This window comes from Thiohalocapsa halophila (assembly GCF_016583825.1).
GTDB classification, from domain to species: domain Bacteria; phylum Pseudomonadota; class Gammaproteobacteria; order Chromatiales; family Chromatiaceae; genus Thiohalocapsa; species Thiohalocapsa halophila.
This window is the reverse complement of the sequence record NZ_NRRV01000036.1, coordinates 25,790-50,893: the sequence shown is the minus strand read 5'-3', so window position 1 is coordinate 50,893 and position 25,104 is coordinate 25,790. Positions and strand designations below refer to the sequence as shown.

Sequence of the window (25,104 nt, the reverse complement as noted above, 5' to 3'; positions counted from 1 at the left end):
TCCGTACCCCGTACCCCGTACCCCGTACCCCGTACTCCGCACTTCATTCATCCGTCACACACCCCTCCGAAGCCGGCTTCACGGTCTTGATGTACTTAAAGAGCGTGCCGCGGGTGGCCTTGTAGGGCGGCATGGTCCAAGCGGCGCGGCGGCGCTGAAGCTCCTGGTCGTCCACGTCCATGGCCAGCAGGCGCTCGCCGGCATCGATGGTGACGGTGTCGCCGTCCTGAAGCAGGGCGATGGGGCCGCCTTCCTGGGCCTCCGGGCAGACGTGGCCGATGATGAAGCCGTGGGAGCCGCCGGAGAAGCGCCCGTCGGTGATGAGCGCGACGTCCTTGCCGAGGCCGGCGCCCATGATGGCGCTGGTGGGGGTGAGCATCTCCGGCATGCCGGGGCCGCCCTTGGGGCCCTCGTAGCGGATGACGACGACGTCGCCCTTCTGGATCTTGCCGTCCTCCAGGGCGTGGAGCATGTCCTCCTCGGCGTCGAAGACGCGCGCCGGGCCCTGGAACTGGAGCCCCTCTTTGCCGGTGATCTTAGCCACGGCGCCCTCGGGGGCGAGGTTGCCCTTCAAGATCTGGATATGGGCGGTCTCCTTGATAGGCTTGGTCACCGGCATGACGATCTGCTGGTCGGCGTCCAGGCCCGGCAAGTCGGCGAGGTTCTCCTCCAGGGTATGGCCGGTGACCGTCAGGCAGTCGCGGTGCATCAGCCCAAAGGACATCAGGTATTTCATCACCGCCGGCGTGCCGCCCACCTGGTGCAGGTCCTCCATCACGTACTTGCCGCTGGGCTTCAAGTCCGCGAGGTAGGGCGTGCGGTCCGAGGCCGCCTGAACGTCCTCCAGGGTCAGGTTCACGCCGATGGCCCGAGACATGGCGATGAGGTGCAGCACGGCGTTGGTGGAGCCGCCGAGGGCCATGACGACCGCCAGGGCGTTGTCGAAGGCGGCGCGGGTCATGATGTCGCTGGGCTTGATGTTGCGCTCCAGCAGGGTGCGCATGGCCTCGCCGGCGCGGCGGCATTCCTCGGACTTGCCCGGGTCCGTGGCCGGGGTGGAAGCGCTGTAGGGCAGGGACATGCCGAGGGCTTCGATGCTCGAGGCCATGGTGTTGGCGGTGTACATGCCGCCGCAGGCGCCGGGGCCCGGGCAGGCGTGGCGGACGATGTCCTGGCGCTCTTCCTCGTCGATGGTGCCGGCGATGAACTGGCCGTAGCTCTGAAACGCCGAGACGATGTCCAGCGGCTGGCCTGACTTGCCGTGTCCGGCCCTGATGGTGCCGCCGTAGACCATGATGCCGGGGCGGTCGAGCCGTGCCATGGCCATCACCGAGCCCGGCATGTTCTTGTCGCAGCCCGGCAGGGCGATCAGCCCGTCGTACCACTGGGCACCGCAGACGGTCTCCATGGAGTCGGCGATGAGGTCGCGGGACTGGAGCGAATAGCTCATGCCGCGGGTGCCCATGCTGATGCCGTCCGAGACGCCGATGGTGTTGAAGCGCATGCCCACCATGCCGGCTTCGTCGGTGCCGGCTTTCACCTCCGCGGCGAGGTCCAGCATGTGCATATTGCAGGGGTTGCCCTCCAGGTAGACGCCGGCGATGCCGATGAGTGGCTTGCCCAAGTCGTCCTCAGTGAGGCCGGTGGCATAGAGCATGGCCTGGGAGGCGCCCTGGGCCTTGGGCTCGGTGACGCGGGCGCTGTAGCGGTTCAGCTTCTTTTCCATGGTGGCGGACCTCTGGGGTGGACCCCGGTTTGTGGGTGGTGGCGGCGGGGCTTGGGCGGCATCCGCGGCCCCGGACTGGCTTGGGACGGGATACAAGCTAGCCGGAGCGAATCAATCGTTCCAATGATATTTTCTGCGCTTGCTATTCATGATTGGCGAACGATGGCCACCCCCAATCTCAGCACCGAGCTGCTTCGCACCTTCGTCACCGTGGTGGACCTGGACGGCTTCAACCGCGCCGCCCGGCAGCTGCACAAGACCCAGTCCACGGTGAGCCAGCAGGTGCGCCGATTGGAGCAGGAGCTGGGCTGTGCGCTATTCACGGCCCAGGGCCGCAAGCGCCGGCTCACGGCGGCCGGCGAGCGCTTCGTCGGCCATGCCCGCCAGCTGCTGCGCATGCAGGAGGCGGCCGTCGCCGCGGTGGCGGACAGCGCCATCGAGGGCGAGCTGCGCCTCGGCGTGGCCCAGGGGCTGTCCGAAGGCCCCTTCCCGGAGCTGCTGGCCCAGTTCGCACGCACCTACCCGCGGGTGCGGCTGCACGTGCACACGGGCTTCGCGCAGGACCTCGCCGCCGGCTTCGAGCGCGGCGACTACGACCTGACCCTGACGGTGTGCCATGTGGGCGCCGCCGGTGGCGGGCGGGTGCTCGGGCAGGCGCAGCTTCGGTGGATCGGCGCCGAGGCCGCGGTTGCCACGCCGATCTGGGACGGCGCTTCACCGCTGCCGCTGGCCACCTTCTCGCCGCCGTGCACCTTTCGCCAAGTGGCGGTGGATGCCCTGAACGCGGCCGGCATCCCCTGGCGTGTCGCCTACACTACCACCAGCCTGCCAGGGCTGATGGCGGCGGTGAAGAACGGTCTCGGGGTCACCGCGCGCACCGAGCATGCCCTGGTGCCGGGCACCGCCGTCATCGCGCCGCCGGCGAGCCTGCCGTCGCTGCCGCCGGTGGACGTGGTGCTGCGCCATGCCCGGCAGACGCGCATCGGCGATCTGCTGGAGCAGCTGTTCATGGAGACGCCGCCGCGGGCGGCCTGACGACGGTCGAGCCGTCAACGATTGGGACCGCCGGCTTCCAGCCGATGTGCGTCAGGCGCTGGCTTGGGGACTGGAGGGCGGTCCCAGTGCAGTCGACGCCGCCCGGGTGCCGTGCGTGGGCGCCGGGTGCTGATGCAGGACCGAGGCTCGTGGCCGTGCTCCGCTCAGGGGCGGCTGCCGACGGCCTGGTTCGCCTCGGCGAGCCGCAGGGTGCGGTCGAATAGCGGCTCCAGCGAGGCATCATGGCTGACGAAGATCAGCGTCGCACCGGTGGCTTTGCACTCGTCGAACAACAGCTGCACGAAGGCCCGGCGGCGGTCGGCGTCCAGCGACGACGTGGGCTCGTCGGCGATGATGAGCTCCGGTGCGCCCATGAGCGCGCGGGCGGCGGCGACGCGCTGCTGCTGGCCGACGCTCAGGGACGTCACCGGCTCGCGCAGCAGCGCCGGCTCCGCAAGGTCCAGGTGCCCGAGCAGGCGTTTGGCCTCGGCCCGCAGGCCCTTGGAGCGGGCCAGGGCACGCTCGCGGCGCTTGGCTGAGAAGCGGCAGGGCAGGACGACGTTGTCGACGATACCGAGGTAAGGGATCAGGTTGAACTGCTGGAAGATGTAGCCGATGTGGTCGGCCCGGAAATGGTCGCGCTCGGCGCCTGAGCGGGCGGATAAGCGCTCGCCCAGCACCTGCACCGTGCCGGTCTGAGGCACCGTGACGCCGGCCAGCAGGCCCAGCAGCGTGCTCTTGCCGCTGCCGCTTGGGCCCTCGATGAAGACGCGCTCACCGCGGCCGACGACGAGCCCGTCCAGGGTGAGGATGTTCGGCCCTTTGCGGCGCCAGCGAAAGCGCACGCCTTCGAGCTGAACGATCGGCCCCGGCGCATCGGGCACCGCTGCCGCAGCGGCCGTGCTCACAGGTCCAGCTTGTGACTGTCCGGGGTCAGCTCGGCCCCGCGCTGGCCGCTCGGCGTGATCAGCTGCACCCGCAGCTTCTCCTTGCCCGGAAAGATCTCGAACAGCTGTACGTCCAGCTGACTCAGCGAGGCCGGCTTGGCGCAGGTGAAGGCCCATTCGCCGTGGGCGTCGGCATGGATCTCGCCGTCGGTATGCGCATGGTCCCCGGGGCTGCCGAGGTCGAGGCTCACCTTGTGGGACATCTGCACACACTCGGCGCCGCTGTTGGGCACGAAGAGCGCGGCGCCGTCCGCCATGGTCTCGCGGGCCTCGGCGATGGCCGCACGCTCGGCGTCGTTGCGCGGCGGGTGCTCGAAGCCGACGACGTTGGCGGCCGGGGTGTCGAGCTCCACCAGCAGGGTGTCGGCATCCACGGCGACGTTCAGCGCCGCGACACCGTGCACATGGGCGTCGTGCTGGCGATGTCCGTGGTCATGACCGTGATCATGGTCATCGCCGGCGGTTACTGGCGCGGTGACGGCGAAGAGGGCTGCGAGCAGCAGCCACCGGATGCGGCGGGGTTGGTTATGCGGTACAGACATGGATGGCTCTCTCTATGACGCAGCAAACTTCAGAATCGCTATCGCTATCGCTATCGCTATCGCTATCGCTATCGCGATCGAAATCGATCCGACTTCCGACCTCGATCCCGATCCCGATCCCGATCCCGATCCCGACTAGGGCTCGGCGGGTTGGATCGACCTCACTCCTCGCCATCCTTCTGTGCACAGTCGGAGCAGGTGCCGATGACCTCCACCACCGGCCGCGACGGACGAAAACCGCTCTCCGCCGCCACCGAGGCCAGGCTGCCGGCGATGGCTTGGTCTTCCAGCTCGGTGACGCCGCCGCAGCCGTTGCAGATCAGGAACTGGCTCGCATGCGGATGCTCCGGGTGGGTGCAGCCGATGAAGGCGTGCAGGGTCTCCAGCTTGTGCACCAGGCCCTGGGCCAGCAGCCAGTCCAGTGCCCGGTACACCGTCGGCGGCGCCGCCGAGCCGCCGTCGCGCAGCTGATCCAGGAGCTCGTAGGCGCCCACCGGCCGGTTGGCCCGGCACACCAGCTCCAAGACCCGCCGGCGCTGCTTGGTCAGGCGCACGCCGCGCTCCCGGCACAGGGCCTCGGCGCGGCTCAGGGCATGGGTGAGGGTGGTTTCGTCCATCGCGCGGTCAAAGGGTTTCGGATTGGTATGTAGGCAACGGCGCGTACGCCCGATTCCCTGGACCGGCAGCTAGGACGCGGTCGAAAGCGCCACGGCCGTCGCGAGCGATCCTAAGCCATTCGGTCGGCTTTCGGCTCGCTCCGATCGGCGCATCGCGGCGCAGACCCCGATCGTAAGCGCAACCCGGGTGGACGAGCGCAGCGAAGTCCACCGAGCGCCGCCCGGGAGGGGGTGGACTGCGCTGCGCTTGTCCACCCTTAGGGTACCCGAGAGGCTCTACCACCATGCGTACAGGCCCGGCGTTCAGCTGTCGCGCTTGGGCGCTGCCGTCCGCACCCGCCGCAGCGCACCGACCACCAGGGCCGAGACCAGGTACAGCGCCCCCGCCAGCAGGATGATGGTCGGCCCCGGCGGCAGGTCCGGCGCATAGGATAGCGCCAGCCCGCCGCTGGTGAGCCCGGCGCCGAGCAGTGTGGCGGCGACCATCATGCTGGTGATGGAGTGGGTCCACTGCCCGGCCACGGCCGCCGGCAGGGTCAACAGGGCAATCACCAGAATCAGGCCCACCACCTGGATCATCAACACCACCGTGAGCGCCACCAGCACCAACAGCAGCAGGTACAGCGCCGCCACCGGCAGCCCGCGCAGCCGCGCGAATTCTTCGTCGAAGGTGACGGCGATGAAGTGCCGGTAACCCAGCCCCACCACCGCCAGCAACAGCAGGTCCAGCGCCGCCATGAACCAGAGCTCGCGCGTGGGCACCAGCAGGATGTTGCCGAACAGGAAGCTCATCAGGTCCGTGGTGTAGCCGGGCGTGCGGGAGATGAACAGGATGCCCACGGCCATGCCGATGGCCCACAGCGCGCCGATGGCCGTGTCTTCCCCCGTGCGCCAGGTGAGCCGCACCCAGCCGATGAGCAGCGCCGAGACCACGGCGGCCGCCAAGGCCCCCAGTAGCGGGTCGAAGCCGAAGTAGAGCGCCGCGCCCATGCCCCCGAGCACCGAGTGGGCGATGCCGCCGGCCAGGAAGGCAATGCGCTTGACCACCACGAAGGGCCCGATGAGCCCGCAGCCCAGGCTCGCCAGCAGACCCGCCAGTAGGGCCTGGCGCAGGAAGGCCTGCTCGGTGAGCGCGGCGAAAAATTCAGCCATGGGGGCCATGCTCCCGGGTGGTACCGAGCGCCAGCGGCTCGCCGTGGTCGTGATCGTGCTGGATTTGGCGCACGTGCTCGCCGTAGAGGTCCTGGATGGTCTGGCCGTCGATGCTGTCGGTGGCGTGGCAGACCAGGGTGCGGTTCAGGCAGGCCACGCGACTGACGTATGCCGAGATGAAGGCAATATCGTGGGATACCACGACGATGGTGAGCCGGCGGTTCAGCTGTGCCAGCAGCTCGAAGATCTCGCCCTCCAGGCGCTGATCGATGTTCGCCGTCGGCTCGTCCAGGATCAGCAGCCGCGGCTCCCCCACTAGGGCGCGTGCCAGCAGCACCCGCTGCAGCTGACCGCCGGAGAGGGTGCCGATCTGGCGCTCGCGCAGGTCCAGGGCCTCCACCTCGTCCAGCGCCGCCGCGGCCGCCGCGCGGTCATCCCGGGTCCAGGGGCCGAGTCGCCAGCCCAGCCCAAAGCGGCCCATGAGCACCACGTCTTCGACACTAATGGGGAACTCCCGCGGGAAGCCCGGGTACTGTGGCACATAGCCGATGCGCTTGCGCGCGCGCCGTGGCGGCTCGCCGAGCACGCGGATGCGCCCGGCGCTCGGCTTCAGCAGGCCGAGGATCAGCTTCAGCAGCGTGCTCTTGCCGCCGGCATTGGGGCCGACGACGCCGAGGAACTCGCCGGGCGACACCTCCAGATCGACGTCTTCCAACACCGGCACCTCACCATAGGCGAAGTGCAGGCCCGTGATGGCGATAGCAGGTGGCTCGCCCGTCCCGGCGGCGCGTGCCCGATTCGTCCCATTGCTCATTGCGCCTGCGCCTCGCCGGTGGGGCCCCTACCGCTGTCCGCCGCCACCAGGATGTCCGCGAGCCGGCGCAGCGTCGCGGCATAATTCGGTGACAGCGGGTCGACCGTCTCCACCCGGCCGTCGATGGCGCGTGCCACCTGCTCGGCGGCGCGCTGATCGAACTGCGGCTGGACCAGGATCACCCGAGCATCTTCTTGCCGCGCCTGCTCGATAAGCGCCGTGAGCCGGCGGGCGCCGGGCTCCTTGCCTTCCTGCTCGATGGGGACTTGGGTCAGGCCGTAGGCGTCGGCGAAATAGCCCCAGGCGGGGTGGTAGACGAGAAAGCTGCGGTTATCGAGACCGCTCAGGCGCTCTTGCAGCTTCGTATCCAGCGCCGCCAGCTCGGCGTCGAAGGCGGCCTGGTTGACGGCGTAGATGTAGGCGCCCGCCGGGTCCAGCTCGCTGAAGGCGTCACGGATGGTCTCCGTCATCTGCCGCACCAGCTGCGGGCTGGTCCAGATGTGGTGGTCCATGGCGGGCTGGTCAGGTTGATGGTGGTGGCTGTCGCCGTGGTCGTGCTTCGGCTGCGCACGCAGGTCCAGGCCGTTGCGCAGGTCCACGACGCGCATGTCCGGATTCGTGGAGCGGATGCGCTTCATCCAGGCGTCTTCGAAGGGGGCGCCGACGCGCAAGTACAAATCGGCCTCGGCGAGGGCCGTGATCTGTCGGGGCGTGGGCTCATAGGTGGCCGGACTGTGACCCGGCTGCACCATGGTGTGCACCTGCACGCGCTCGCCCCCGACGCGCTCGGCGAAGTTGGCCAGCGGCAGCACACTGGCGAAGACGGACAGCCCGTTGGACGCCGACTGCGCGGCGCCCGCCGTTGACGCGACAGCGAGCACGATGGCGAGCAGGGTCCACGACAGGAGACCGGCGCTGCGCCGGGGGGGCTGGGCAGGGGAATGAGCAGCGCGTTGGCGGAACATGGCTTCGGGTGCTCGGGCAATGACTAGAGTAATAGCGTCGGCGGCCGACAGGCAGCGGCGGGTACTCCGACCGCTTGTTGCAACAGTATAACAATACGTCGCCGCCTTCGGGAGTGGAGTTGGGGCTCCCCGGTCGCAGCGCCAGGCGACCATGATGCGGCGGCGGACGCCGAGATGCAGCGGCGCATACGGGCACTCGGTGCGCACGCTGACGACCTGGGCGACGGGGATAGACGGGGCCGCGTGCGGGGGCCGACCCGGACGGCATCGCTAGTGCACCGCCGTTGCGTGGCATGCGCGCAACTTGTGTGGTGCCGCAGTGCTCAGAGAATCTTGATCGAGATCATATCAATGACGGCTTTTGTCTCGAAAAAGCCGCATTTTGGCTTTTTGGCACTACCCTGTTGCCACGGTTGCTCTAGGCTCTGTCGCAGAGTCCGCACAATCGGCTCGACACAACAACGAGGCCCTACGACGGGCCCCAAACCCCGCAACGACCACAACAAAGGAGACGAGAGATGCTGAAACGCCTGATCGTCGCGGCGATCGGCTGCAGTGCCGCCGGCGCTGCCGCTGCCTATGACCTGAATTACGGCGGTACCGACTACGGCACCTTCACGGCCCGGCTGCGCGCCATAACGGTCCTCACCGCCAAAGATAACGGCTGGGACCCGAACAGCGGCAGCTCCTATTCGCTGATGGGCAAGTACCAGAGCCCCAAGTGGAACGGCTTCAAGCTCACGACAGCGGCTTTCCTCAACGGCGACATCTTCGGCGCCACGGACTTCGACGCCGAGCGCCCCGCCCGTGGCCTGTTCATCGCCGACGATGGCGCACAGAAAGGGCAGCTCACTACGGTCAACGTCACCTATGGCGACAAGCAGCTCTACGCCTTTGCTGGGCGTGCGCCCATCGACACGCCGCTCACCAAGCTTACCTACAACCACGTGCCCAATTCCTACACGGCGCTGCGCGTGGGCGCGAAGCCCATCGAGGGTCTGGATATCTCCCTCGGGCAGATCACCCAGATGTCATTCGGCTCCCGGGCCATGACGGACTGGGGCTTTATCGGCGAGGGCACGGGCACCGCAGGCGCCTCCCAGCAGCCGAACAAGCCCGGCCTTGGGCAGGCCAGGTTCTTCGATCTCGGCGAGATCGCGCTCGGCCCCGACGCCGATGACATCAGTGGCATGACCTTGGCTTCTGTCACCTATGGCGGCCTGCCGCACACCACTCTGGGTATCTGGAACGCCTACATCGACGACATCGCCAACGAGCTCTATGCGCACGTGGATGCCAAGGTGCCCCTCAACGGGCTCAAGCTGGACCTCGGTGCCCAGTATCTGCGCCAGGACGACGTCGGCGGCGGTCCAGCCGGCATCCCGGGGCCGGTCGCGGTGCGCGAGAACTTCGGCAGCGGCGAGCTGGATTACAACCTCTACGGCCTCAAGGCGGGTCTGCTCGGGCCCAAGAAGAAGTGGTCCGTGCACGCCTTCTGGAACCACTCCGACGGCGACACGGCCTTTCTGAACAGCTTCGGCGCCGATCCGGCGTATACCAGCTCCATCTTCTCCCGCAACGCCTACCGTGAGAACGTCGACGCCTGGGGGCTGCGCGGCAGGTACATGATCATGCCGGGGCTGGTGTTCATGGCCGCCTATTTCGACTACGGCAAGTCCGACACCGTCGGTGTCGTGCCCGGCCTTACGCAGCGGGCGGAGCCCACCAGCGATGCCGAGGAGATAGACCTGGTGTTGGTGTGGAAGCCGAAGCAGGTCAAGGGCTTGGCGTTGAAGACCTTCTATGCCAACCGCACCAGCGAATACGACGGCTTCGTCAATCCGCGCAGCGGCGCCAAGGCCGATGCCACCATGAGCCATTGGCGGCTCATCGCCACCTACCAGTTCTGAGGGGACATGCGCGTCTCCGGCACCGCTTCCGCGCGGCGCCGGCAGCCAGGGATGGCGCTTGCCTGGCCCACCGACCGAGCCGCAGCCTGTTTCAGGCCCCGAGCAGCCGCCGCTCCAGCAGCCGTTGCAGGTTGCGGCGGCTGTCTTGGCCGGCCGCGTATCGCCGCGGGAGGCCTCCTCGTTGCCGATAGCGAGCGTCTTCAGCAGGGCCATGAACGGCCCTGTCGCAAGGTTGAGGTCAGCGAGCTTGATATCTATCATGTGATAGATATCGCTCGCAATCGAGGCTCGACCGTGGACACCGCAAAGATCTTCCAGTCAGGGCGCAGCCAAGCTGTACGCCTGCCGAAAGCATACCGATTCGAGGGCAAAGAGGTCGCTCTCAAGCGCCTCGGCTCGGCGGTGCTGCTGCTGCCGCTCGACAACCCCTGGCAGCTGATGGAAGAGGGCTTGGACGAGTTCGAGGAGGGTTTTGTCCTTGAGCGCGCGCAGCCCGAGCAGCCCGCGCGAGAGGATCTAGGCGAGTGAGGTTTCTCCTCGATACCGATACTTGCATCTACGTCATCAACCGGAAGCCGCCGGCGGTTATGGAGCGATTTCGGCAGCTGGCGCTGGGCGATGTAGGGGTTTCATCCATCACCGCTGCGGAGCTTGCGTTTGGGGTTGCCAAGAGCGGCTCCGCACGCAATCGGACTGCACTGGAAAAGTTCCTTGCGCCGCTGGAAATCCTACCGTTCGGCATGGATGCCGTCTGGGTCTATGGCCAGGTCAGAGCTGCGCTCGAGCATGCGGGAACACCGATCGGCTCGCTCGATACCTTGATCGCAGCCCACGCCCTGGCGGGCAAGCTCACCCTGATCACGAACAACCTGAGGGAATTCGAGCGCGTTCACGGATTGCGCTGCGAGAACTGGGTCAATCTTTAGGGCAGCCAACGCAAAAACGGGGCCCGAAGGCCCCGCGTGCAAGCATGATTGCGCATCCCTGCGCGGTCGTCCCTGAGCGGCAGCGTCAGGTGCTGCCGCGAGCGCCCATGAACTCTGGGTAGGCCTCCAGGCCGCATTCGCCCACGTCCACGCCTTCGTACTCCTCTTCTTCGCTGACGCGGATGCCCATGATCAGCTTGATGAGCAGCCAGACGATGAAGGAGGTGATGAAGACCCAGGCGAGGATGGTGACCAGGCCAATGGCCTGGGCGCCGAAGCCGGCACCGGTGTTGGTGATCGGCACCGCCATCAGGCCCCACATGCCGACGACGCCGTGCACCGAGATGGCACCCACCGGGTCGTCAATGCGCAGCTTGTCGAGGGTAACGATGCTGAACACCACGATGACGCCGCCGACGCCGCCGATGAGGGTCGCCGCCAGCGGGGTCGGGGTCAGCGGCTCGGCGGTGATGGCCACCAGCCCCGCCAGGGCGCCGTTCAGCGCCATGGTGAGGTCCGCCTTGCCGAACAGCAGCCGGGCGGTGATCAGTGCGAACACCAGGCCACCGGCGGCGGACATGTTGGTGTTGACGAAGATGCCGGCGACGGCGTTGGCGTCGCTGATGTTGGACACGATCAGCTGCGAGCCACCGTTGAAGCCGAACCAGCCGAGCCAGAGGATGAAGGTGCCAAGGGTGGCCAGCGGCAGGTTGGCGCCGGGGATGGCGTTGATACTGCCGTCCTTGCCGTACTTCCCCTTGCGTGCGCCGAGCAGGATGACGCCCGCCAGGGCCGCCGACGCACCCGCCAGATGCACCACGCCGGAGCCGGCGAAGTCCTGGAAGTTGAGCGCGTCCAGGAAGCCGCCGCCCCACTTCCAGTAGCCCTGCACCGGGTAGATGAAGCCCGTCATGACCACGGCGAAGAGCAGGAAGGCCCAGAGCTTCATGCGCTCGGCCACCGCGCCGGAGACGATGGACATGGCCGTGGCCACGAACACCACCTGAAAGAAGAAATCCGCCAGACCGGAGTAGTAGATGTCGCCGTCGCTCGCCAGCACGGCGTCCACGGCGTTGTCGGCGCCGGCGTCCATGAACATGAACGACCAGGAGATCTCCGGCACGATGCCGTTGCCGCCGGCCGGGTACATGATCCCGTAGCCGATCAGCATGTACATGATGCTGGCGACGGCGAACAGCGCCACGTTCTTGGTGAGGATCTCGGCCGTGTTCTTGGCGCGCACCAGGCCCGCCTCGAGCATCGCGAAGCCCGCGGCCATCCACATGACCAGGGCGCCGGACATCAAGAAGTAGAAAGTGTCGAGTGCGTATGCGAGTTGAATGGTTGGTTCTTCCATCGGATCGATGCCTCCGTCGGGTCGCTCAGAGCGCGTCCGGACCGGTCTCGCCGGTACGGATGCGGATGACTTGCTCGAGGTCGGCGACGAAGATCTTGCCGTCGCCGATCTTGCCGGTCTGCGCGGCCCCGGTGATGGCCTCGATCACCTGGTCCACCAGCGGATCGTCCACGGCGATCTCGACCTTGATCTTGGGCAGGAAGTCGACGACGTACTCGGCGCCGCGGTAGAGCTCGGTGTGGCCCTTTTGGCGGCCGAAGCCCTTGACCTCGATCACGGTGATGCCGGAGACGCCGATGTCGGCGAGCGCCTCGCGGACGTCGTCGAGCTTGAACGGCTTGATGATGGCTGAAATCAGCTTCATGGTTTGCGCTCCTTGAGGGGGTGACGCCGGATCCAGGTCGATCCGGCGCCGGGGGAAAGGACGGGATCAGGTGCGCGGCGGCGTCAGAACTCCTTCACCCAGCCGACCCAGAACTTGGGGTCGTCGTCGTAGGTTTCGCGGCCGACTTGGTCGTAATTGAAGCTGAAGGTGCCGAAGTCGCCGGCCTCCTTGCTGATGGAGACGCCGCCGTGGCCGTAGTCGACGCCGCCGTCTTCGGTGTCGAAGTCGTAGTAGCCGCCGAACAGGCTGAGGCCGAAGTCATAGGGCAGGCCGACGTCGATGGAGCCATAGTAGTAGAGATCGCCCTCAGAGAAGGCGGCATCGTCGTCCGCCTCGCCCCAAGCGGTGTAGGCGAGTCCGGCGGTGAACCACTTGTAGGTGCCGCTGGCACCGATCTCCCAGAAGTCGACGTCGCGGCCGTCCGGGTAGGCATAGTAGATGGTGCTGAGGTCGAAGCTCAGGTCATCGTTGACCGCGAAGCCGTAGCCGGCGTAGAGGTCCAGCTCGTAGTTGGGGGAGTCCGGGTCGGCGCCGACGGTCTCTGCGGTGAAGGTTTGTGCACCGGTGACCGGATCGACGACCACTTGCCCCCCGTCGTCCAAAACTGGCGTCAGGGTGACTGCTTCAGAGCTGCCTTCGTCCCAGTCGATGTTCGACGCCCAGGTGCCGGCGTAGAAGCCGCTCTCGTGCGCCACGTCTAGGCCGCCCTGGATGGCGGCCTGGTCGCCGGTCTGGGTGACGCCGCGCCAGATATAGTTGGACACCGCGCCGATATTGGCGCTGAAGGCCCAGGGGTCTTGGGCGAGGGCCGTATTCATGGATGCCAGCGACATGGCGGCCAGGGTGCCTGCGGCGGCGGTGCGAATCATTGCTGTTTTCATGCTGTCTACCTCTTGAGTGCGTATGGGGCGCGGACTGACGCCGGCCCGGGTGTCATTCGCCGCTCGGGCGGATTCCGAAGGACCCTGTAAGCACTCGGTGTGCCAACAGCCAAATGTGCCTAAAAACACACGATTCTGAGCATTTGTGTTGCCTCTGGCCAACAGGCAGAGTGCACCAAGATGGTGCGTCTGCGTGGCGGCAGACCCGAAATCGCGCACGAAAATCGGGCGCGGCGCTGTCCCAACGTTGCAGAGATCGAAGCCCTATAATCCCTTCCCAACACCACCGCAGACTGCTGGAGTCCGCCTCATGTTGGAGCCGAAACAGCTGGACGACCTTGCCCGCCGCCTCGCCGAGAACATGCCCGAGGGCCTCAAGGTGTTGCGTGAAGACCTAAGCCGCGGCTTCCGCTCCACCTTGGAAACCGGGCTCGGGCGGCTGGACCTGGTGACGCGCGAGGAGTTTGATGTACAGGCCGCCGTGCTGGCCCGCACCCGTGCCAAGCTAGAGGCTCTGGCGGCACGCGTGGCGGAGCTGGAGGCGGCGTCCCACCCGAGCGCTACAAAGACAGCCGCTACCAGTCCGGCCGACACCGGGGCGCCTGCCGGTACCGATCCCGAGCCGCCGTCGGCCTGAGCACGTTCGGCGCCCAGCCGCGGCCGGGCGCCGCGGGTCCGCCGCCGCCGATCGAGCAACGCCCCGCTTGCACCATGGGCCTCTGCGTCCTGCACAGCCGCGCCCGCGAGGGAATCCGCGCCCCGGAGGTCTGTGTCGAGGTGCACGCCGGCGGCGGCCTGCCCGCCCTGTCCATCGTCGGGCTGCCGGAGATGGCCGTGAAGGAGAGCCGCGACCGCGTGCGCGGCGCCATCGTCAACGGTCGCTTCAATTTTCCCGCCGGGCGCGTCACCATCAACCTGGCCCCGGCGGACCTGCCGAAGGAGGGCGGGCGCTTCGACCTGCCCATTGCGGTGGGTATCATCGGTGCCTCCGGGCAGGTGCGGACCGGGCAACTGCCGCGGCTGGAGCTCCTCGGCGAGCTGGCGCTCACCGGCGCGCTGCGCCCCGTCTCCGCCGTGCTGCCGGCGGCGCTGGCCGCACGGGCCGCCGGGCGCGCGCTGGTGCTGCCGCGGGCCAATGCCGACGAGGCGGCCCTGGTGGAGGGCCTGGAGATCCTGCCCGCCGAGCACCTGTTGGAGATCTGTGCCCATCTCAACGGCGATGCCGTCATCACACCTCACACCGTGCCCGCCGCGCACTGCCAGCGCCCGAGCTACCCGGACCTCGCCGAGGTGCAGGGACAGGATCAGGCCAAGCGCGCCCTGGAGATCGCCGCCGCCGGCGGCCACAGCCTGCTCTTCGTCGGCCCGCCCGGCACGGGTAAGTCCATGCTTGCCAACCGCCTGCCCGGCATCCTGCCGGCCCTCGACGACGACGAGGCCCTGGAGGTGGCCGCCATCCGCTCCGTCAGCGGCCAGGACGAAGTCGACCCGGCGAGCTTCCGCGAGCGCCCCTTCCGCGCGCCCCACCACACGGCCTCCGGTGTGGCGCTGGTGGGCGGCGGCGGCACGCCGCGGCCCGGCGAGATCTCGCTGGCGCACCTGGGCGTGCTGTTCCTCGACGAGCTGCCGGAGTTCGACCGCCGCGTGCTGGAGGTGCTGCGCGAGCCGCTGGAGTCCGGCCGTATCCATATCTCCCGCGCCGCCCGCCAGGCGGTATTCCCCGCCCGCTTCCAGCTGGTGGCGGCCATGAATCCCTGCCCCTGCGGTTACTTGGGCGACCCCCAGGGGCGCTGCCGCTGCACCGCCGAGCAGGTGGCCCGTTATCGCGCGCGCATCTCCGGGCCGCTGCTGGACCGCATCGATCTCCAGCTGGAGGTGCCGCGGCTGCCGGCGGAGCGCCTGACCGCGGGCGTTGCCGGTGCCGGGACCAGTTCCGAGCCGGGTCCCGAGCCCAGCGCGGCGGTGCGGAGCCGGGTGGAGCAGGCGCGCGCCCGCCAGCTCGAGCGCGCCGGCTGCGCCAACGCGGCGCTGGACGCCGGTGCCCTGGCGCAGCACTGCCCGCTCGATGAGCAGGGCCGCCGGCTGGTGACCGAGGCCATGCGCCGGCTCTCGCTGTCCGCCCGGGCCTATCACCGCATCCTGAAGGTGGCCCGCACCATCGCCGACCTCGCCGACAGCGAGGCCATCGGCGTCGCGCACCTGAGCGAGGCCATCGGCTACCGCCGCCTCGACCGCGGCGGTGCGGCGCAGCAAGCGGGCGAGGGCGCCTGAGCATGCTGCAGCTCGACGCCGTCACGCTGCGCCGGGGTCCCAAGCTCCTGCTGGAGGGCGCGGACCTGCGCGTGCACGCCGGCCAGAAGGTCGGACTGACGGGCGCCAACGGCTGCGGCAAGTCGAGCCTGTTCGCGCTGCTGCGCGGCGAGCTGCAGCCGGATGCCGGGGAGGTCTCCCTGCCGGCGGACTGGCGCATCGCCCATGTGGCCCAGCAAACGCCGGGGGGCGAGCGTGCGGCCATCGAGCTGGTGATGGACGGCGACACGGAGCTGCGCGAGGTCCAGCGCCGGCTCGCCGAGGCCGAGGTCGCCGGCGACGGCGTGCAGCAGGCGGCCCTGCATGGGCAGCTCGAGGCCATCGGCGGCTACACGGCGGAGTCCCGGGCGGCGCGGCTGCTGCACGGCCTGGGCTTTGCCGTGGGCGACGAATATCGGGCGGTGTCCAGCTACTCAGGCGGCTGGCGCATGCGCCTGGCGCTGGCGCAGGCGCTCATGTGCCGCTCGGACCTTTTGCTGCTGGACGAGCCCACCAACCACCTGGACCTGGATGCCGTCATCTGGCTGGAGGGCTGGCTTCGGGCCTATCCGGGCACCCTGTTGCTCATCTCCCACGACCGCGATTTTCTGGACGCCGTGGCGGAGCACATCTGCCACATGGAGCGCCGCGGCCTCAAGGTCTACACCGGCGGCTACTCGGCCTTCGAGCGCCAGCGCGCCGAGCACCTGGCCCAGCAGCAGGCCGCCCACGAGCGCCAGCAGCGCGAGATCGCGCACATGCGCTCATTCGTGGACCGCTTCCGCGCCAAGGCCACCAAGGCCCGCCAGGCGCAGAGCCGCCTGAAAGCCCTGGAGCGCATGGAGCTCATTGCGCCTGCGCACGTGGACTCGCCGTTTCGCTTCGCCTTCCGTCAGCCCGCCGCCAAGCCGGACCCGCTGCTGCGCCTGGAGGGCGTGCGCGCCGGTTACGGCGACGCCACCGTGCTGGACGGCGTCGGCCTGAGCCTGCGCCCGGAGGATCGCATCGCCCTGCTCGGGCCCAACGGCGCCGGCAAATCGACGCTCATCAAGCTGCTGGCGGGGCTGGTCGAGCCGCGCGCCGGGCAGCGCGAACTGGGGCAGGGGCTGGTGATCGGCTACTTCGCCCAGCACCAGGTGGACCAGCTGGACCCGGCCGCCTCACCGCTCAAGCACCTGGAGCGCCTGGAGGCCGCCGCAGCGCAGTCGGGCGGCAAGGCCGCCACCGAGCAGCAGCTGCGCGACTTCCTCGGTGGCTTCGGCTTCCAGGGGGACCGCGCCACCGAGGCCGTGGCGCCCTTCTCCGGCGGCGAGAAGGCCAGGCTCGCGCTGGCCCTCATCGTCTGGCAGCGCCCGAATCTGCTGCTGCTGGACGAGCCCACCAACCACCTGGACCTCGACATGCGGCTCGCGCTGAGCGAGGCCCTGCTCGGCTTCGACGGCGCCCTGGTGCTGGTCTCCCACGACCGCCACCTGCTGCGGGTCACCTGCGACACCCTGCTGCTGGTGGACGGCGGCCGGGTCGAGCCCTTCGCCGGCAGCCTCGACGACTACCCGGCCTGGCTCGCGGCGCGCAACAAGGAGCAGGCCCAGCCGCAAGCCGGGTTAGCGGGCGCCGCCTCGGATGATCAATCAACTGCGACCCCATCGATTGCCGGCGGCGGCGAGGCCGCCGCCTCCCGCAAGGACCAGCGCCGGCGCGAGGCGGAGCAGCGCGCCCGGCTGCAGCCGGCCAAAAAACGGGTGCAACAGCTGGAGGCCGACGTCGAGCGCCTCAGCAACGAGCGCGACGCCTTGGAGGAAACCCTGGCAGACCCAGCCCTCTACACCGAGGACGCCAAGCCGCGGCTGCTGACCCTGCTCGCCGACAAGCAGCGCATCGACACCGCGCTGGAGCAGGCGGAGGCCGACTGGCTCGATGCCGCCGCCGAGCTGGAAGCCCTGCAACAGCCCGACTGACGCGCCCGATCACTGGCGCACCGCAATCCAATGCACGTGCTCACGTGGGAGCGGCATCCTTGCCGCGACGCTGCACCAGCCGCCGTGCCTGCCCCGTCGCGGCAAGGATGCCGCTCCCACGGCGCACGCGCCACAGCGGGGCGCGCGGCTCGAGCTCTGCGCCAAAGTCGAGCGACTGAGATCAAAGACTCCGTCCCGAAAGAAAGACGCCGGCCCTCTGATGCACAAACGCCTTCGCGTCATGCGCGGAGCGCGTTATCTTAGGCGCCAACACCGGCATCCGACGGATCTCTGTTGCACGCGAGTTGCTTGTCCAACTGCCCGCTGGGGGGCGTGCGATTGCAGAGCGCCGACGACGCCGCCCCGGTTCTTCTCCGACCTCATTCCTGGAACACCTTCCATGTCGCCATTCAGAGACCTGAGCCAGAGCACCCCGAAAGAGGCCTTGTTCGACCTCGCACCCCTGCCCATGGACCAGGAGGGCCTCGCGCGGGACTTCAAGCGCTACTACGCCCACACCCTGGGGCGGGACCGGGACTGCAAGTCCGCCTACTACCCCTATAAGGCGCTCGCCATCGCACTGCGGGACCGGCTCATGGAGCGCTGGAAGCGCACCCGCCTCGCCCATGACGAGGCCAACTGCAAGCGCACCTACTACCTGTCACTGGAGTTCCTGATGGGGCGCTCCCTGAGCAATGCCCTGCTCAACCTCGGCGTCGACGACGCCGCCCAGAAGGCGCTCTACGACCTCGGCCTGGTGTACGAGGAGCTGGAGGACGCTGAGATGGACGCGGGCCTCGGCAACGGCGGCCTCGGTCGGCTCGCCGCCTGCTTCCTGGACAGCTGCGCAACGCTGCAGCTGCCGGTGAAGGGCTATGGCCTCAGGTACGAATACGGCATGTTCCGCCAGCTGATCGAGAACGGCCGCCAGCTGGAGGAGCCGGACCACTGGCTGCGCGACGGCAACCCCTGGGAGCTGGAGCGCCCAGAGTACACCCAGCGTATCCCCTTCGGCGGCCACACCGAGCAGTACAAGGACGAGGCCGGCAACCTGCACCGGCGCTGGGTGGACACCCATGACGTGCTGGCGGTGCCCTACGACATCCCCATCCCCGGCTTCAAGAACGACACCATCAACACCCTGCGCCTGTGGTCCGCGGCGGCCACCGACGAGTTCGACCTGGGCGAGTTCAACGCCGGCAGCTACCCCGAGTCCGTGGCGGCCAAGAACAACGCCGAGCACATCACCATGGTGCTCTATCCCAATGACGCCAGCGAGAACGGCAAAGAGCTGCGCCTGCGCCAGCAGTTCTTCCTGGCCTGCGCCAGCATCAAGGACGTGCTGCGGGAGTGGATTCGCCTGCACGGCCGCGACTTCACCGAGTTTGCCGATAATAACTGCTTCCAGCTCAACGATACCCACCCCGCGGTGTCGGTGCCGGAGCTGATGCGCCAGCTCATGGACGAGCAGCACCTGGACTGGGATACGGCCTGGAGCATCACCACTCGCACCATGGCCTACACCAACCACACCCTGCTGCCGGAAGCGCTGGAGCGCTGGCCGGTGCGCCTGTTCCAGCAGCTGCTGCCGCGGGTGCTGGAGATCATCTACGAGATCAACGCCCGCTTTCTGTCCAAGGTCGCCGCGCGCTGGCCCGGCGACATGGAGCGTCAGCGGCGCATGTCGCTGATCGAGGAGGGCGGCGACCCGCAGGTGCGCATGGCCTTCCTCGCCATTGTCGGCAGCTTCTCGGTGAACGGCGTCGCGGCGCTGCACTCGCAGCTGTTGAAGGAAGGGCTGTTCCGGGACTGGTTCGAGCTCTGGCCCGAGAAGTTCAACAACAAGACCAATGGGGTCACGCCTCGTCGGTGGCTCGCCATGTGCAACCCCGGCCTGCGGGCGCTGTTGGACGAGACCATCGGCGAGCACTGGGTGCACGATCTCAAGCGCCTGGAGCAGCTCGCCCCGCAGGCCGACGACGCCGCCTTCCGCAAGCGCTGGGACGGCATCAAGCGGCAGAACAAGGAGCGCCTCGCGGCCTTGGTCGCCGCCACCTGCCGGGTGGAGTTCCCGGTGGACTTCATGTTCGACGTGCAGGTGAAGCGCATCCACGAGTACAAGCGCCAGCTCCTGAACGTCCTGCACGTCATCCATCTCTACAACCGCATCAAGCACGGCGACAAGGACATCGGCGCGCCGCGCTGCGTGCTCATCGGCGGCAAGGCGGCGCCGGGCTACGAGATCGCGAAGCTCATCATCAAGCTCATCAACAATGTCGCCGGCGTGGTGAACTCGGACCCGGAGGTGAGCGACTGGCTGCGCGTGGCCTTCATTCCGGATTATCGCGTGTCCGTCATGGAGGTGCTGGCCCCCGGCACGGATCTCTCCGAGCAGATCTCCACCGCCGGCAAGGAGGCCTCCGGCACCGGCAACATGAAGTTCATGATGAACGGCGCCGTCACCATCGGCACCCTGGACGGCGCCAACATCGAGATCCGCGAGCAGGTGGGGGACGACAACTTCTTCCTGTTCGGCCACACCGCGGAAGAGGTTCAGCGCATCCGCGGTCACTATGACCCCAATGGCATCATCGCCAACGACCCGGCGCTGGAGGAGGTCATGCAGCTCTTGGAGTCGGGTCACTTCAGCCAATTCGAGCAGGGCATCTTCAGCCCGCTGGTGCAGGGCATCCGCAGCCCCCACGACCCCTGGCTCACGGCGGCGGACTTCGACAGCTACCGCCGCGCCCAGCTCCTGGCCGCCGAGACCTACCAGGACCGCGAGCGCTGGCTGCGCATGAGCATACTCAACACCGCCCACAGCGGCTTCTTCTCGTCGGACCGCACCATCGCCGAGTACAACAACGACATCTGGCGCCTGGAGCCGGTGCCGCCGACGCCCTGGGGCAGCGCCTGAGCGCAGCGGGTGGAGGCGCCGAGCGTCGTGCATGCTGCGAGGCAGCCAACCCGTAGGTCGGGCCGACGCCAGGAGGCCCGACGCGCTCGACTAGGCTTTGAGCTGCAGCGCAACAACCGCACAGCCAGCCGATGAATAACCCCGCCGCAACCACGCCGGCCTCGACGGCTCCCACCAGTGACGAGCTGGCCCCCGCCCGTGTCCTGTTCGAGCAATTCGCGCGCGCCCGCCGCCACCTGGACGACGTGGAGCCGGGCCTGGTGGACTTCCTACGCCTGCCGCGGCGCACCATCACCATCAACGTGCCGGTGGAGATGGACAACGGCGGGGTGCAGAACTTCGTCGGCTACCGGGTCATGCACAACAGCCTGCTCGGCCCCGGCAAGGGCGGCATCCGCTTCCACCCCGAGGTGTCGCTGGACGAGGTGGCCGCACTCGCCGCGCTCATGACCTGGAAGTGCGCCCTTGTGCGTATCCCCTTCGGCGGCGCCAAGGGCGGCGTCACCTGCGACCCCAAGCACTTGAGCCGCGCCGAGCAGCGGCGCATCACGCGGCGCTTCATCGCCGGGCTCGGCGACAACATCGGCCCCTATACCGATATCCCGGCGCCGGACATGTACACCGACGCCCAGACCATGGCCTGGATCTACGACACCTACGACAACCTGCACCCCGGCGAGAACAACCTGCCCGTGGTCACCGGCAAGCCGCTGGAGCTCGGCGGCTCGGAGGGCCGCGACGAGGCCACCGGGCGCGGCTGCGTCTTCGCCGCCGAACGCGCCATCGCGCTGGGCGTCGTGCCGGAGCTCACCAGCGTCGACGGCGCCCGCGTCGCCATCCAGGGCTACGGTGAGGTGGGCCGCGTCGCCGCCCGGCTGCTCGCCGAGCGCGGCGCCCACATCATCGCCGTCAGCGACTCCCGCGGCGGTGTGCTCGCCGAGAACGGCGACAAGCTCGACCTCGGCGCCGTCGCCGCCCACAAGGCCGACACCGGCACCGTCGTCGGCCTGCCGGAGACCCGCAGCATCACCAACGCGGACCTGCTGGCACTGCCCTGCGACATCCTCATTCCCGCCGCGCTGGGCGGGCAGATCCACGCCGGCAACGCCCACCAGGCGCAGGCCCGCCTCATCGTCGAAGGCGCCAACCGCCCCATCACCCCCGCGGCCGACGACATCCTCACCGCCCGCGGCATCCACGTCCTGCCGGACATCCTCGCCAACGCCGGCGGCGTCACCGTCAGCTACTACGAATGGGTGCAGAACATCGAGCACCACAGCTGGCCGCTGGAGTCCATCAACGGCCGCCTGCGCTCGCGCATCAACAGCGCCACCGACCGCGTCGTCAATCGCTGGCGCGCCTTCCCCGCGGACTGCCCCGACGCCACCGGCGCCTGGTGCACCGACCTGCGCACCGCCGCCCTGGTGGAAGCCCTGGAGCGCCTCGCCCTGGTGGTCAACCAACGCGGCATCTGGCCGTAGCGGGCGCTGCCTTGTCCGAAGATGGCCGCATCCCAGGCGATGTGAAGGGGGGCCTTGCACCGCGACCGGTTCGGCGTGGCCTAACAGCCGTGGTTTGTGACAGGCTAAGGTCCTAGGGTCGCTGTCCAAGCATGGCGGCCAACGACCTCCGGCCAATGGGAGATCAAGCGCTCCCACACGTCCGCGGTGTCGCAGACCCCGCCGGCAGATACCCTCGTTTTGGAAACGGCCACGCAACGCGCGACCATAAGCCCATGTACATCGACAGGATCATCCTCGATAACATCCGCGGCTGCCGGGCGCTGGATTTCGACCTCAAGCGACCGGACGGCAGCTACGCGGGCTGGACCGTCTTCACGGGCGATAACGGGTCCGGCAAGAGTACCCTGCTCAAAGCCGTTGCGATCTGCCTGACCGGTTCCGAAACGGCGCGTGCGCTGCAACCCAGCTTTCGCGGGTGGATTCGCAGCGGCGAGGCGGAAGCGTCCATCCAGCTGGAAGTCGCCGGAATTGCGGAGGACGACGGGATGACCGGCGAGGGCCGTCGGCGCGGGGGACCGTTTCCGGCGAAGCTGGTCCTGGCGCGGGGTGATCAGGATGTCGCTCTGAGCGCGAAGAAGCCTGAGGGCGTGCCCAAGAACTACTCGACCCCGGGCCGATCCATCTGGTCCGCCAACGCCAGCGGTTGGCTCAGCTGCGGCTATGGTCCTTTTCGCCGGGTGTTCGGCGCTTCCCCCGAGGCGGCGCGGGCCATGGTTTCGCCGGCTTCCGAGCGTTTTGTCACCATGTTCCAGGAGGCCGCTTCGCTGGCCGAAGTGGACGAATGGCTGCGCACGCTGAACCACAAGAAGCTGGAGGGTAAGGCGGCAGAGAGCGCGCAGCTTGACCTACTGCTGAACATCCTATCGGACGACCTGCTCCCGAACCAGATCGTCGTCGATGGCGTCGACTCGGATGGGTTGTGGCTGCGGGACCGAAACGGCGTGCGCCTGTCCTGGTACGAGATGAGCGATGGGTACCGCGCTGGCTTGGCACTGCTCGCAGACATCCTGCGCCACCTGATCAAGGTGTACGGTTTCGAGGGCCTCACGGGGACCGACGGGGACGGCAAGATCTTCATCAAGCGCAGTGGTGTCGTGCTCATCGACGAGGTGGATGCCCACCTGCACCCGGAATGGCAGCGGGAGCTCGGCTTCTGGCTCAAACGGCATTTCCCGAAGATCCAGTTTCTCGTCACCACCCACAGCCCGATTATCTGTCAGGCGGCGGACCCGAACGGGCTTTTTGTCCTGCCGGAGCCGGGTGCCGAAGACCCGCCGCACGCGCTCAGCGGCGAGAACTACCGAAAAGTGGTTGCAGGCCGGCCAGACACCATCCTGCTGACACCCGCGTTCGGACTGCCCAACACCCGCTCACCCCGCGCCGTCGAAGCGAGGGCCATGCTCGCAAAGTATCGGAGCAAGCGCCGCGCGGGTGCCGAGCTGTCGCCCCAGGAGCAACAGCGCTACCGCCAACTCGAGCTGTTCGAGACGCAAGAGGAACTGTAGGGCGAAATGCGGCGGATCGAGCGCCTCCCGCTGCCGTCCGGCGTGCGCTTCGCGCTCGGGCGCAGGCAGGTGCGAGCCAACCGACAGCGCAGGGAGCCTGGCTTCAACGCGACCCGAGATTGGAAGAATGCTCGGGACTCTGCCCCTGTTCGCGCCGCGGAAGCAACGCTGACGCGGATGGCGGGCCTCACCGAGCGCTGCATGTACTGTGAGGATTCGCACGGCACCGACATCGAGCACTTCTGGCCGAAGACTCCGTTCTCGGAGTGCCTGTTCATCTGGCCCAACATGCTGCTTTGCTGCGCAGAATGCGGTCGCCTGAAAGGTCAGCTGGTTCCGGCCGACGCGTCAGGGGCACCTCTACTCATCGATCCGACGGCCGAAGATCCTTGGGCGCATCTGGACTTCGATCCGGATACGGGAAACGTCGTGGCCCGCTTCCTCCGAGAGGAGAATGGCTATTCGCCCAAAGGCGAAAAGACCGTCGAAGTGCTCCACCTGGATCGACGTGAAGCGCTGGCTCGGGTATATCGCCGCAGCTTTCTGCGCATCGCGAAGATCGTTGCAGTGGCGGTGGATGACCCGCAACCGGATTCACAAGCGTTGCTTGAGCAATTGCGGGAATGCGATGACAGCGGACTCCTCAGCTGGTGCCTGCGCGCGGATGGCCAGCACTTGGAGCCATTTTGCCGGCTGCGGACGGACCACCCGGAGGTCTGGCGCCATTGTTGTGAATGCTTGTCATGACGGTAGGTGTGCCGACAGTAGGGGCTGGTCCCCGTAGTACTCGGCAAATGTGAGGGTGGCACAGTAGCATCATGGGCCTGCCATGAGGTCTTACACTATGCGGCGCACCGCCCTTCTGCGCGTTCCGGGGCCCGTGGCATCACCAACGCGGACCTGCTGGTACGTCCCTGTGACATCCTCATCCCCGCCGACTGCCCCGACGCCACCGGCCCCTAGTGCACCGACCTGCGCGCGGCGCCGCGGGGCCGCCGACTTCCAGTCGGCTCCCTGGGGCCGCCGACTTTCAGTCGGCGCTTACGGAGCAAGCCGCAAATGCGCCATTGCTGTCCCCCAATTCGTTAGGTACCGTCGCCTTGTGTCAGGCTTCCGTGCCAGAGCACCCAGCGCTACCCGTCCATGAAACCAAGCGCAGCTGCATCACGCACACCGACAAGTGGACTGGCACAGCTGCACCGCGCAGAAATACTCCTCCTCAAACAGAACAGTACTCCCAAATGCTCGAAGGGCACGCCACCGTCGTCCTGACCCGCGACCTCCCCAAGCACGGGCTCGTCGCCGGGGACGTGGGCGCCGTCGTACACTGCTGTCGTGACGGCGCCACCTACGAAGTTGAATTCGTGACGGGCGACGGCCGTACCGTGGCAGTTCTCACCATCCCCCGCACCGATCTGCGCGCGATGCGCGACCAGAAGATTCTTGACGTCCGCGGCGTCGCTGCGTGACCGGACCGATTCAGGTTCCAAGCAATCTCGCGGCCCCACACGGTCTGCGAGTATGCAGCGCTTCCGCCGGAACCCTCCCCGCCAACGGGCTCTTGAAGGCACCTCGCCGGCCCGCCCTTCCACCCAGGCCCGTCCAATCGGCCTAAGCTGCCGAGGTGCACGCTACGCCGGCAGCGTTTCATTAGG

The 25,104-nt window shown here is 68.0% G+C and carries 23 protein-coding genes; 13 read left to right on the top strand and 10 right to left on the bottom strand.

Features of this window, described 5'->3' with window-relative positions; translation table 11 throughout:
* Window positions 1-43 precede the first annotated feature (43 nt).
* Complete coding sequence (ilvD, locus tag CKO31_RS15080; RefSeq protein WP_200239080.1) at window positions 44-1,726, bottom strand: dihydroxy-acid dehydratase; 1,683 nt, start codon at window positions 1,724-1,726, stop codon at window positions 44-46.
* Between the two features lie 162 nt (window positions 1,727-1,888).
* Here ilvD and CKO31_RS15075 point away from each other — a divergent pair, with 162 nt between their 5' ends.
* Window positions 1,889-2,761, top strand: a complete 873-nt coding sequence (locus CKO31_RS15075) for a LysR substrate-binding domain-containing protein (RefSeq protein WP_200239077.1) — start codon at window positions 1,889-1,891, stop codon at window positions 2,759-2,761.
* Window positions 2,762-2,925: 164 nt separating this feature from the next.
* Here the strand turns inward: CKO31_RS15075 and CKO31_RS15070 are convergent, their stop codons facing one another.
* Together CKO31_RS15070 and CKO31_RS15065 are read right to left on the bottom strand one after the other, a co-directional pair.
* On the bottom strand, window positions 2,926-3,669 hold the full coding sequence (locus CKO31_RS15070) for an ABC transporter ATP-binding protein (RefSeq protein ID WP_322789151.1): 744 nt from the start codon (window positions 3,667-3,669) through the stop codon (window positions 2,926-2,928).
* The gene (locus CKO31_RS15065; RefSeq protein WP_200239074.1) at window positions 3,666-4,250 is read right to left on the bottom strand and encodes a DUF2796 domain-containing protein; all 585 of its coding nucleotides are present in this window, start codon (window positions 4,248-4,250) and stop codon (window positions 3,666-3,668) included. Before CKO31_RS15065 ends, CKO31_RS15070 begins: the two co-directional genes overlap by 4 nt.
* On the opposite strand from CKO31_RS15065, the gene CKO31_RS15060 reads away from it, so the two are divergent.
* Complete coding sequence (locus tag CKO31_RS15060) at window positions 4,249-4,389, top strand: hypothetical protein (RefSeq protein WP_200239071.1); 141 nt, start codon at window positions 4,249-4,251, stop codon at window positions 4,387-4,389. The genes CKO31_RS15065 and CKO31_RS15060 overlap by 2 nt on opposite strands.
* Window positions 4,390-4,411: 22 nt before the next feature.
* Here CKO31_RS15060 and CKO31_RS15055 read toward each other — a convergent pair whose 3' ends face one another.
* The 4 genes from CKO31_RS15055 to CKO31_RS15040 form a co-directional block, all read right to left on the bottom strand.
* Window positions 4,412-4,867, bottom strand: coding sequence for a Fur family transcriptional regulator (locus CKO31_RS15055; protein WP_200239068.1), 456 nt, complete (start codon window positions 4,865-4,867; stop codon window positions 4,412-4,414).
* A 303-nt stretch (window positions 4,868-5,170) separates the two neighbouring features.
* Window positions 5,171-6,019 carry a metal ABC transporter permease gene (locus CKO31_RS15050; protein WP_200239065.1) on the bottom strand — a complete coding sequence of 283 codons (849 nt, stop codon included), beginning with the start codon at window positions 6,017-6,019 and terminating at the stop codon, window positions 5,171-5,173.
* Window positions 6,012-6,833, bottom strand: a complete 822-nt coding sequence (locus CKO31_RS15045; protein ID WP_200239062.1) for a metal ABC transporter ATP-binding protein — start codon at window positions 6,831-6,833, stop codon at window positions 6,012-6,014. Before CKO31_RS15045 ends, CKO31_RS15050 begins: the two co-directional genes overlap by 8 nt.
* A complete protein-coding gene (locus CKO31_RS15040) occupies window positions 6,830-7,798 on the bottom strand; it encodes a metal ABC transporter solute-binding protein, Zn/Mn family (protein WP_200239059.1) in 969 nt (322 codons plus the stop codon). The genes CKO31_RS15045 and CKO31_RS15040 overlap by 4 nt, the downstream gene beginning before the upstream one ends.
* Before the next feature lie 518 nt (window positions 7,799-8,316).
* On the opposite strand from CKO31_RS15040, the gene CKO31_RS15035 reads away from it, so the two are divergent.
* Genes CKO31_RS15035 through vapC form a run of 3 tightly spaced genes read left to right on the top strand, consistent with a single transcriptional unit; the run spans window position 8,317 to window position 10,634 of the window.
* Window positions 8,317-9,708: an OprD family outer membrane porin gene (locus CKO31_RS15035; RefSeq protein WP_200239056.1), complete on the top strand. Its 1,392-nt coding sequence runs from the start codon at window positions 8,317-8,319 to the stop codon at window positions 9,706-9,708.
* 51 nt (window positions 9,709-9,759) lie between these two features.
* Window positions 9,760-10,236, top strand: a complete 477-nt coding sequence (locus CKO31_RS26515) for an antitoxin (RefSeq protein ID WP_207148026.1) — start codon at window positions 9,760-9,762, stop codon at window positions 10,234-10,236.
* Window positions 10,233-10,634, top strand: a complete 402-nt coding sequence (gene vapC / locus CKO31_RS15025; RefSeq protein ID WP_200239054.1) for a type II toxin-antitoxin system tRNA(fMet)-specific endonuclease VapC — start codon at window positions 10,233-10,235, stop codon at window positions 10,632-10,634. Before CKO31_RS26515 ends, vapC begins: the two co-directional genes overlap by 4 nt.
* Window positions 10,635-10,719: 85 nt before the next feature.
* Here the strand turns inward: vapC and CKO31_RS15020 are convergent, their stop codons facing one another.
* The 3 genes from CKO31_RS15020 to CKO31_RS15010 form a co-directional block, all read right to left on the bottom strand.
* A complete protein-coding gene (locus CKO31_RS15020; protein WP_200239051.1) occupies window positions 10,720-11,991 on the bottom strand; it encodes an ammonium transporter in 1,272 nt (423 codons plus the stop codon).
* A gap of 25 nt (window positions 11,992-12,016) precedes the next feature.
* Window positions 12,017-12,355: a P-II family nitrogen regulator gene (locus tag CKO31_RS15015; protein WP_200239048.1), complete on the bottom strand. Its 339-nt coding sequence runs from the start codon at window positions 12,353-12,355 to the stop codon at window positions 12,017-12,019.
* An 83-nt stretch (window positions 12,356-12,438) separates the two neighbouring features.
* The gene (locus CKO31_RS15010) at window positions 12,439-13,257 is read right to left on the bottom strand and encodes a TorF family putative porin (protein ID WP_274607759.1); all 819 of its coding nucleotides are present in this window, start codon (window positions 13,255-13,257) and stop codon (window positions 12,439-12,441) included.
* 310 nt (window positions 13,258-13,567) lie between these two features.
* Between CKO31_RS15010 and ubiK the strand changes: the two genes are divergently transcribed.
* From ubiK to CKO31_RS14970, 8 genes are all read left to right on the top strand, one after another.
* Window positions 13,568-13,894 (top strand): ubiquinone biosynthesis accessory factor UbiK, encoded by a 327-nt coding sequence (ubiK, locus tag CKO31_RS15005; RefSeq protein WP_200239045.1) that lies wholly within the window; start codon window positions 13,568-13,570, stop codon window positions 13,892-13,894.
* 74 nt (window positions 13,895-13,968) lie between these two features.
* Window positions 13,969-15,528: a YifB family Mg chelatase-like AAA ATPase gene (locus tag CKO31_RS15000; protein ID WP_200239042.1), complete on the top strand. Its 1,560-nt coding sequence runs from the start codon at window positions 13,969-13,971 to the stop codon at window positions 15,526-15,528.
* Window positions 15,529-15,530: 2 nt separating this feature from the next.
* Entirely contained in the window at window positions 15,531-17,504 is a 1,974-nt protein-coding gene (locus CKO31_RS14995; protein WP_200239039.1) for an ATP-binding cassette domain-containing protein, read from the top strand.
* A 400-nt stretch (window positions 17,505-17,904) separates the two neighbouring features.
* Window positions 17,905-20,421 (top strand): glycogen/starch/alpha-glucan phosphorylase, encoded by a 2,517-nt coding sequence (locus CKO31_RS14990; protein WP_200239034.1) that lies wholly within the window; start codon window positions 17,905-17,907, stop codon window positions 20,419-20,421.
* Window positions 20,422-20,552: 131 nt separating this feature from the next.
* Complete coding sequence (locus CKO31_RS14985; protein WP_200239031.1) at window positions 20,553-21,902, top strand: Glu/Leu/Phe/Val family dehydrogenase; 1,350 nt, start codon at window positions 20,553-20,555, stop codon at window positions 21,900-21,902.
* A gap of 254 nt (window positions 21,903-22,156) precedes the next feature.
* Window positions 22,157-23,449 (top strand): AAA family ATPase, encoded by a 1,293-nt coding sequence (locus CKO31_RS14980; RefSeq protein WP_200239028.1) that lies wholly within the window; start codon window positions 22,157-22,159, stop codon window positions 23,447-23,449.
* A 6-nt stretch (window positions 23,450-23,455) separates the two neighbouring features.
* The gene (locus CKO31_RS14975) at window positions 23,456-24,196 is read left to right on the top strand and encodes an HNH endonuclease family protein (RefSeq protein WP_200239025.1); all 741 of its coding nucleotides are present in this window, start codon (window positions 23,456-23,458) and stop codon (window positions 24,194-24,196) included.
* A gap of 494 nt (window positions 24,197-24,690) precedes the next feature.
* Window positions 24,691-24,918, top strand: a complete 228-nt coding sequence (locus tag CKO31_RS14970; protein ID WP_200239023.1) for a DUF4926 domain-containing protein — start codon at window positions 24,691-24,693, stop codon at window positions 24,916-24,918.
* Window positions 24,919-25,104: the final 186 nt, after the last annotated feature.

What these genes read in the sequence shown, in the direction of transcription:
- CKO31_RS15065 (WP_200239074.1), bottom strand. Translation starts at nt 4,250, where the DNA reads ATGTCTGTACCGCATAACCAACCCCGCCGCATCCGGTGGCTGCTGCTC.
- CKO31_RS14970 (WP_200239023.1), top strand. Translation starts at nt 24,691, where the DNA reads ATGCTCGAAGGGCACGCCACCGTCGTCCTGACCCGCGACCTCCCCAAG.
- ubiK (WP_200239045.1), top strand. Translation starts at nt 13,568, where the DNA reads ATGTTGGAGCCGAAACAGCTGGACGACCTTGCCCGCCGCCTCGCCGAG.
- CKO31_RS15010 (WP_274607759.1), bottom strand. Translation starts at nt 13,257, where the DNA reads ATGAAAACAGCAATGATTCGCACCGCCGCCGCAGGCACCCTGGCCGCC.
- CKO31_RS15060 (WP_200239071.1), top strand. Translation starts at nt 4,249, where the DNA reads ATGGATGGCTCTCTCTATGACGCAGCAAACTTCAGAATCGCTATCGCT.
- CKO31_RS14990 (WP_200239034.1), top strand. Translation starts at nt 17,905, where the DNA reads ATGTCGCCATTCAGAGACCTGAGCCAGAGCACCCCGAAAGAGGCCTTG.
- CKO31_RS15000 (WP_200239042.1), top strand. Translation starts at nt 13,969, where the DNA reads ATGGGCCTCTGCGTCCTGCACAGCCGCGCCCGCGAGGGAATCCGCGCC.
- CKO31_RS15035 (WP_200239056.1), top strand. Translation starts at nt 8,317, where the DNA reads ATGCTGAAACGCCTGATCGTCGCGGCGATCGGCTGCAGTGCCGCCGGC.
- CKO31_RS15040 (WP_200239059.1), bottom strand. Translation starts at nt 7,798, where the DNA reads ATGTTCCGCCAACGCGCTGCTCATTCCCCTGCCCAGCCCCCCCGGCGC.
- ilvD (WP_200239080.1), bottom strand. Translation starts at nt 1,726, where the DNA reads ATGGAAAAGAAGCTGAACCGCTACAGCGCCCGCGTCACCGAGCCCAAG.
- CKO31_RS14985 (WP_200239031.1), top strand. Translation starts at nt 20,553, where the DNA reads ATGAATAACCCCGCCGCAACCACGCCGGCCTCGACGGCTCCCACCAGT.
- CKO31_RS15050 (WP_200239065.1), bottom strand. Translation starts at nt 6,019, where the DNA reads ATGGCTGAATTTTTCGCCGCGCTCACCGAGCAGGCCTTCCTGCGCCAG.
- CKO31_RS15015 (WP_200239048.1), bottom strand. Translation starts at nt 12,355, where the DNA reads ATGAAGCTGATTTCAGCCATCATCAAGCCGTTCAAGCTCGACGACGTC.
- CKO31_RS14980 (WP_200239028.1), top strand. Translation starts at nt 22,157, where the DNA reads ATGTACATCGACAGGATCATCCTCGATAACATCCGCGGCTGCCGGGCG.
- CKO31_RS14995 (WP_200239039.1), top strand. Translation starts at nt 15,531, where the DNA reads ATGCTGCAGCTCGACGCCGTCACGCTGCGCCGGGGTCCCAAGCTCCTG.
- CKO31_RS15055 (WP_200239068.1), bottom strand. Translation starts at nt 4,867, where the DNA reads ATGGACGAAACCACCCTCACCCATGCCCTGAGCCGCGCCGAGGCCCTG.
- CKO31_RS26515 (WP_207148026.1), top strand. Translation starts at nt 9,760, where the DNA reads ATGGCGCTTGCCTGGCCCACCGACCGAGCCGCAGCCTGTTTCAGGCCC.
- CKO31_RS15075 (WP_200239077.1), top strand. Translation starts at nt 1,889, where the DNA reads ATGGCCACCCCCAATCTCAGCACCGAGCTGCTTCGCACCTTCGTCACC.
- CKO31_RS14975 (WP_200239025.1), top strand. Translation starts at nt 23,456, where the DNA reads ATGCGGCGGATCGAGCGCCTCCCGCTGCCGTCCGGCGTGCGCTTCGCG.
- CKO31_RS15045 (WP_200239062.1), bottom strand. Translation starts at nt 6,833, where the DNA reads ATGAGCAATGGGACGAATCGGGCACGCGCCGCCGGGACGGGCGAGCCA.
- CKO31_RS15020 (WP_200239051.1), bottom strand. Translation starts at nt 11,991, where the DNA reads ATGGAAGAACCAACCATTCAACTCGCATACGCACTCGACACTTTCTAC.